The organism is Sutterella parvirubra YIT 11816 (genome assembly GCF_000250875.1).
In the GTDB taxonomy this organism is placed as follows: Bacteria; Pseudomonadota; Gammaproteobacteria; order Burkholderiales; family Burkholderiaceae_F; genus Sutterella; species Sutterella parvirubra.
Genome location: NZ_JH604988.1, coordinates 22,252 through 28,643, shown reverse-complemented (window position 1 = coordinate 28,643; position 6,392 = coordinate 22,252). Strand labels below are relative to the sequence as shown.

The following is a 6,392-nucleotide window of genomic DNA, read 5'->3' as shown; positions in this document are numbered from 1 at the left end:
ACGTCGACGGGTTCCAGACCCCCGCCATGCTCCATGCACTCGGCGAGGATCCCTTCCACCAGGGGACGGACTTCCAGGAGCGCCTGGTAGCGTTCCACCGCGGCCGCACGGTCGATCCCGTAGCGCGCCGCACGGTCAGGCGAGAGCACCCCCAACGCACCGCAAACGAAGGGGGACGCGTTGATCTTCATCTTCCGGACAGGCAACCGCGTGACGCCCTCGGGGAGCTTCGACTGCGGCGTCGTGATCCGCTCGATGATCTCCTCGCGGGAGAGCGTCCGAAGGACCGAGGGGTCTTCCCGCAGGTCCCACATCAGGACGTCGTTGCCGTTTGCGTAGAGCATCCCGCCCAGCATCGTGCAGCCGCGGGCGACGCCGATCTTGGGCGAGACCCACACGACCGGGCCCTTTTCGAGCGCCGCACGGACCTGCTCCTTCGAGCGGTTCGCGAGCGCCCAGTCCCAAAGCTTCGGTTCCTTTTCACGGATCAACCGCGCCAACCCGATCGTCGCCTCCACGTCGGAGAGCGCCTCGTGCGCCTGGCCGTGCGTGATGCCGTTCGCTTCCGTCAAGCACTCCAACTTCATGCAGACGCCTTTGCGGACCGCGGCCTGCGGGAAGCGTTCGGGATCCAACTCCTCCCAAAGGGGCCAGCGGATGCCGTCACCCCGGAGTGCCCAGACGGCGCAGACCAGGGGGAAGAGGTCCCAACGCGAGCACCCGTCCTTCCAACCGTGGGAGTACGGATCCAAAAAGTTCCGCCAAAAGAGGAAGCGGCAGACTTCGTCGTCAAAGCCCAGCGTGTTGTAGCCGATGCTGATCGTCCCTGGAACGTTGAGACGCTCGAAGATGCGGCCGGCGAACTCGCTCTCCGGCATCCCGCGCTCTTCGCAGAGCTGCGGGACGATCCCGGTCAGAAGGCAGCTCTCCGGACTCGGCAGATAGTCTTCCGAGGGCTTCGCGTAGAAGACCTCGCCCGCCTCTTCACCCGCGGCGGGAGAGGGCTCCAGATTCATGTCGGTGCGCATCCCCGCGAACTGCGCGGGGCGGTCCGTCCTCGAACGGATCCCGAACGTTTCAAAGTCGTACCAGTAAAAGCTCTGCGTCATGTCCGAAATTCCATCCGTTGGGATCAGGCGAGCACCACGTCCCACTCTTCCTGCGAGTAGGTGTTCTCCACTTCAAGGAGCACGGGCTTTTCGACGGTCTGCTGCAGGAGTTCCAAGGCGGGCGACTCGTCTTCCAAGAGCATGTCGATCACGGTTTGGCTCGCCAGGATCCGGTACTCCCGCGTGTCCTTGTACTGCTTGCAGAGCCGCACGATCTCCCGCATGATGTCGTAGCAGACGGTGCGCGCCGTCTTCACCTGCCCGCGCCCGCCGCAGATGGGGCAGGGTTCGCAGAGCACGTGCGCGAGCGACTCGCGGGTGCGCTTTCGCGTCATCGCCACCAACCCCAACTCCGTGAAGTTGCTCACCGTCATGCGCGTGCGGTCGGTCGCGACCGCACGGCGCAGCTCCGACAACACCGCTTCGCGGTGCTCTTCACGGGCCATGTCGATGAAGTCGACGATGATGATGCCGCCCAAGTTCCGAAGCCTCAGTTGCCGGGCAATCGTCTGCGCGGCCTCCAGATTCGTCTTGAAGATCGTGTCGCTGAAGTCGCGCTTCCCGACGTAGCCCCCCGTGTTGACGTCGATCGTCGTCATCGCTTCGGTTTGATCGAAGACGAGGTAGCCGCCGCTCTTCAGATCCACGCGGCGCCCTAGAGCGCCTTCCAACTCGGCCTCCACGCCGTGAAGTTCGAAAAGCGGCGTTTCGCCCTCGTAGAGCGAAAGCTTTTCCGCGACGCCCGGCACGAACCGCTCGGCAAAGGTCCGGAGGGCGTCAAAATCCTTGGCGGAGTCGACCTCGACGCGGTCGGTCTGTTGGTGCACCATGTCGCGGAGCACCCGCTGCGCGAGCGACAGATCCTGGTAGAGAAGCGCGGGCGGATGGCTCTTCTTCGCCTTCTCGCCGATCTCCTCCCAAAGGCGCCCGAGGTACGCCATGTCGTCCCGGAACTCCTCTTCCGTCGCGCCTTCTTCGGCGCTCGTGCGGATGATGTAGCCCCCTTTTTCCGTTTCGGGGCGAAGCGCCGTCATCATGGCGCGGAGCTCTTCACGCTGCTCTTCGCTCTCGATCCGTTGCGAAACGCCGATGTGGGGGTCCCGCGGCAGGTAGACGAGCTTTCGGCCCGCGAGCGAGATCGTCGTCGTCAAGCGTGCGCCCTTCGTACCGATCGGGTCTTTGGCCACTTGCACCATCAGGGACTGCCCCTCGTGGAGCAGTGTTTCGATGGGCTTCAACGCCTCGGTTTCGGTCTTCGCTTCGGCGATGTCGGCGACGTGCAGGAACGCCGTGCGCTCCAGGCCCACGTCGACGAAGGCGCTCTGCATGCCGGGGAGCACCCGCACGACCTTCCCGAGATAGACGTTTCCGACGAGACCCCGGGCCGAGGCACGCTCAATGAAGAGGTCCCTCAGGACGCTCTCGACGATGACGGCGACGCGGGTCTCCCGCGCCGAGCAGTTGATGAGAATGTGTTCCACGGTCGCTTGAATCCTGTGTTGGCGGGCGAAGAGCCTCCCCGCGGTCAGCACTCCACGATGTTGACCGCCAGGCCGCCCCGGCTCGTTTCCTTGTACTTCGACTTCATGTCGCGGCCGGTTTCCAGCATCGTGCGGATCACCTTGTCGAGGCTCACGTAGTGCGTCCCGTCACCGCGAAGCGCCATGCGTGCGGCGTTGATCGCCTTGACGGCGGCGATGGCGTTGCGCTCGATGCAGGGAATCTGCACCTGCCCCGCCACCGGGTCGCAGGTGAGGCCGAGGTTGTGCTCCATGCCGATCTCCGCGGCGTTTTCCACCTGGTGCGGGGTCGCCCCGCAGACGGCGGCGAGCCCCGCCGCCGCCATCGAGCAGGCGACGCCCACTTCGCCCTGACAGCCGACTTCGGCGCCCGAAATCGAGGCGTTTTCCTTGTAGAGGATCCCGATGGCGCCGGCCGTGAGCAGGAACGTGCGCACGCCCTCCTGCGTGGCGCCCGGCATGTGGCGGAGGTAGTACTCAATCACCGCAGGGATCACCCCCGCGGCGCCGTTCGTCGGCGCCGTAACGACGCGACCGCCCGAGGCGTTCTCTTCACCCACGGCCATCGCGTAGGCGTTCACCCAGTCGATGACGGAGAGCGGATCCATCTGGCCCTTCGCTTCCTTTTCGCGCAGGCCGTCGGCGAGCTTCTTCGCGCGGCGCGCGATGCGGAAGGGGCCGGGGAGAGGCTCCGTCTGGCGGAGACCGCGTTCGATCGAACCCGACATCACCGCCCAGACGGCGTCCAATCGGCGGTCAACTTCGTCCGAGGGCATCCGGGCGCATTCGTTTGCGTACATGAGTTCCGCAATGGAGAGTCCCGACTCGTCCGAGCGGGCCATGAGTTCGTCGCCCGTGCGGAAGGGGTGCGGGAGCTTCACGCCGCCATCACGGAGGGCGGCGGGCACGACCGGCTTTTCCGGATCGGCCTCGTCCCCTTCCACGATGAAGCCGCCGCCCACGGAGTAGTAGCGACGCTTGAGAAGTTCGCTCCCTTCTGCGTCGCCGACGACGAAGTCCACGGCGTTGGTGTGAAAGGCCGGCACGCATTCCGGCATGAAGCGGATGTCGGCTTCGGGGTCGAACCGGACGGTCTGCTCGCGTCCGAGTGCGAGCGTCTTCGTCTCGCGCACCTTCGCCATCAGGCCTTCCAATTCGTCCGGATCGAAGGTTTCAGGTTCCTCTCCCATCAACCCCAGCTGACAGGCGGTGTCGGTCCCGTGGCCCTTCCCCGTCGCTGCGAGGCTTCCCATCAGGTCGATACGCAGCGTCGCGGCCTGGCTGAGCAGACCACGCGAACGCAGCACCTTCAGAAAAGCGGCGCCCGCCCGCATCGGACCGACGGTGTGGGAGGAGGACGGGCCGATGCCCGTGCGGAACATATCGAAGACGCTGACGGCCATAGTGATGGGGTCCCTCTGAAGAAAAGGGCGCCGCCCGTCGGGCGGCGCCGCACTGTGCCGAGCATCTTATCATCAGGGCCCCGAAGACACGAGACCCTGCGCCGAAGGAACGTCCTCCGGTCAGACTTCGGACGGATGACGGAATTGGAGCGAATAGAGGTGCGCGTAGAGACCGTTCTTCGCGAGCAGCTCGTCGTGCGTCCCCACTTCGACCACTTCGCCGTTTCGCATCGCGACGATGCGGTCGGCGTTGATGATGGTGGAGAGCCGGTGCGCGACCACGAAGGCCGTGCGGCCCACGAGGAGCGAATCGAGCGAGCGCTGAATGTGGCGTTCGCTTTCCGTATCAAGCGCGCTCGTCGCTTCGTCGAGAAGGAGGATCGGCGCGTTCTTCAGGAACGCGCGGGCGATCGAAATGCGCTGGCGCTGCCCACCGGAGAGTTCGTTCCCAGCGGCGCCCACCCGCGTATCGAGCCCGTCGGGGAGGCTCTCCACGAATTCCGTGAGGGCGGCCGCCTCGACGGCGCGTTCGATCTCTTCGCGGGTGGCGTTCCGCATCGCGCCGTAGGCGATGTTCCCGGCGATGGTGTCGTCGAAGATGACGACGTCCTGACTCACGAGTGCGATCTGGTCGCGCAGGCTCTTCAACGTCAGTTCGCTCTGCGGGATCCCGTCGAAATAAATCTCGCCCTTCGTCGCCGCCCAGAAGCGGGGGATCAGGTTGACGAGGGTCGATTTACCGGACCCCGACGATCCTACCAGGGCGATCATCTCGCCCGGCTTCACGTCGAGGGTGAAGTTTTTGACCGCAGGCGTCTCCTTTCCCGGATACGTAAAGGACACGTCCTCAAAGCGGACGGCGCCGCGGCAGTTCTTGAGCTCGCGCGTACCCGGATCTTCTTCGGGAATCTCGTCGATCGTCTCGAAAAGACTGTCCGCCGCGGCGATCATCGTCGCCGTGGAACCGGAAAGGTCGGAGAGATGCCGAATGGGCGGCATGAGAAGAAGCATGGCCGCGAGGAACGTCGTGAACTCCCCGATCGTGAGCGCATCGCTCTGCGCCTGCATGAGCGCGAAGACGACGACGAAGGACACCCCGATCATCGTGATCAACTGGAGAAGCGGCATCCCGGCCGCCGACACGCGCTGCTGACGCAGCGACAACGTCCTGATCTTTTCGTTCACCTCGCGGAAGCGGTCGTTTTCGTACGCGTAGCCATCGTAGATCTTGACGACGCGCTCGCCGTTGTAGGCTTCGAGCACCGTCCCGATGAGCTCCCCGAAGGTGAGCTGCTGACGGCGGGTGAGCGACTTGATGCGGCGGTTCACCCACCGGATCACGATCGCAAGGAGCGGCGCGACGACGAAGCTCACGAGCGTGAGCATCCAGTTGTGCCAGATGAGCACGGCGACGAGACAGACGATCTGAATCGAGTCGCGCACCATCGTGGTGAGCACCCCGGCGGCGCGCGTCAGCGCGTTCGAGGCTTCATTGACGAACTTCGCCTGAAGCTCCGAATTGCGGTGCTCCATGAAGGTCTTGTCGCTCCAACGGAGCATGCGCGAAAACAGCATCGTCCGGACCTCGAGCAGGACCGACTGCGAGACGCGCACCAAGAGGTAGGAACTCAGATAACGGGAGCCGCCGTGGAGGATCGAAATACCGATCAGTGCCAGAGGGGCGAGATACACCGTCAGCGGGTCCTTGCCGTAGAAACTCATGTCGGTGAGCTTCCCCAGGATGAGGGCGATGAGCGACGAAGCGCCGCCCCCGGCCGCCATCGCGGCGATGGCGCCCGCGATGTGCCACTTGAAGGGAGGAAGGTATCGGGCCAACCGCATCATGGAGGAAGCCCGGATGTCGTCGATGATCTTGAACATGGATCGTCCGCTTTTTTGGAGGCCTCATCATACAGGCATTAGCCGATACAATGCTCCGAGCCGCCCATCTCTCGCAACCGGATTCATCATGACCAAAGTCCTCTGCCGCCTTCCCAACCACGTCGGTGACTGCTGCATGGCGCTCCCCGCGCTCCGCCTCCTCGAGGCGAGCGGGTTTGAGCCCGTGCTCACGGGAAAGCGTTGGGCGGAAGACCTTTTGGCCGGGATGGAGTGGCGCTTCGACCCGATCGAAGGGCACGTGACCGAAGACCTCACGCGCATCCGGCACCTTGCGAACCACGTGGGCGAGAAGCCCCTCGGGCTTCTCTTTCCGAATTCCTTCAGTTCGGCCCTCCTCTACCGCATCGGCGGCATCCGCTCCGCCGGCTTCGCCACCGACGGCCGCGGCTTTCTCTTGGATCAGAAGATTGAGGAGCCCGGCCCCATGCATGAGGTGGAGCGCTTCTTCACCGTCGCCA

Annotated in this window: 5 protein-coding genes; 1 reads left to right on the top strand and 4 read right to left on the bottom strand. The window is 64.6% G+C overall.

All coding sequences use genetic code 11. The features are described from left to right. The 4 genes from sbcB to msbA all read right to left on the bottom strand — a co-directional run. Positions 1 to 1,109: exodeoxyribonuclease I (gene sbcB, locus HMPREF9440_RS06925; protein ID WP_245523584.1), on the bottom strand; the 1,109-nt coding region annotated here is incomplete at its 3' end. Between the two features lie 23 nt (positions 1,110 to 1,132). Continuing rightward, complete coding sequence (gene rng / locus HMPREF9440_RS06920) at positions 1,133 to 2,590, bottom strand: ribonuclease G (protein ID WP_148516508.1); 1,458 nt, start codon at positions 2,588 to 2,590, stop codon at positions 1,133 to 1,135. A 44-nt stretch (positions 2,591 to 2,634) separates the two neighbouring features. Continuing rightward, positions 2,635 to 4,032 (bottom strand): L-serine ammonia-lyase, encoded by a 1,398-nt coding sequence (locus HMPREF9440_RS06915; protein ID WP_008542780.1) that lies wholly within the window; start codon positions 4,030 to 4,032, stop codon positions 2,635 to 2,637. Positions 4,033 to 4,152: 120 nt separating this feature from the next. Next, a complete protein-coding gene (msbA, locus tag HMPREF9440_RS06910; RefSeq protein WP_008542778.1) occupies positions 4,153 to 5,913 on the bottom strand; it encodes a lipid A export permease/ATP-binding protein MsbA in 1,761 nt (586 codons plus the stop codon). Between the two features lie 88 nt (positions 5,914 to 6,001). Between msbA and HMPREF9440_RS12040 the strand changes: the two genes are divergently transcribed. After that, a partial coding sequence (locus HMPREF9440_RS12040) for a glycosyltransferase family 9 protein (protein ID WP_008542777.1) occupies positions 6,002 to 6,392 on the top strand: 391 nt, incomplete at its 3' end.

What these genes read in the sequence shown, in the direction of transcription:
- msbA (WP_008542778.1), bottom strand. Translation starts at nt 5,913, where the DNA reads ATGTTCAAGATCATCGACGACATCCGGGCTTCCTCCATGATGCGGTTG.
- HMPREF9440_RS06915 (WP_008542780.1), bottom strand. Translation starts at nt 4,032, where the DNA reads ATGGCCGTCAGCGTCTTCGATATGTTCCGCACGGGCATCGGCCCGTCC.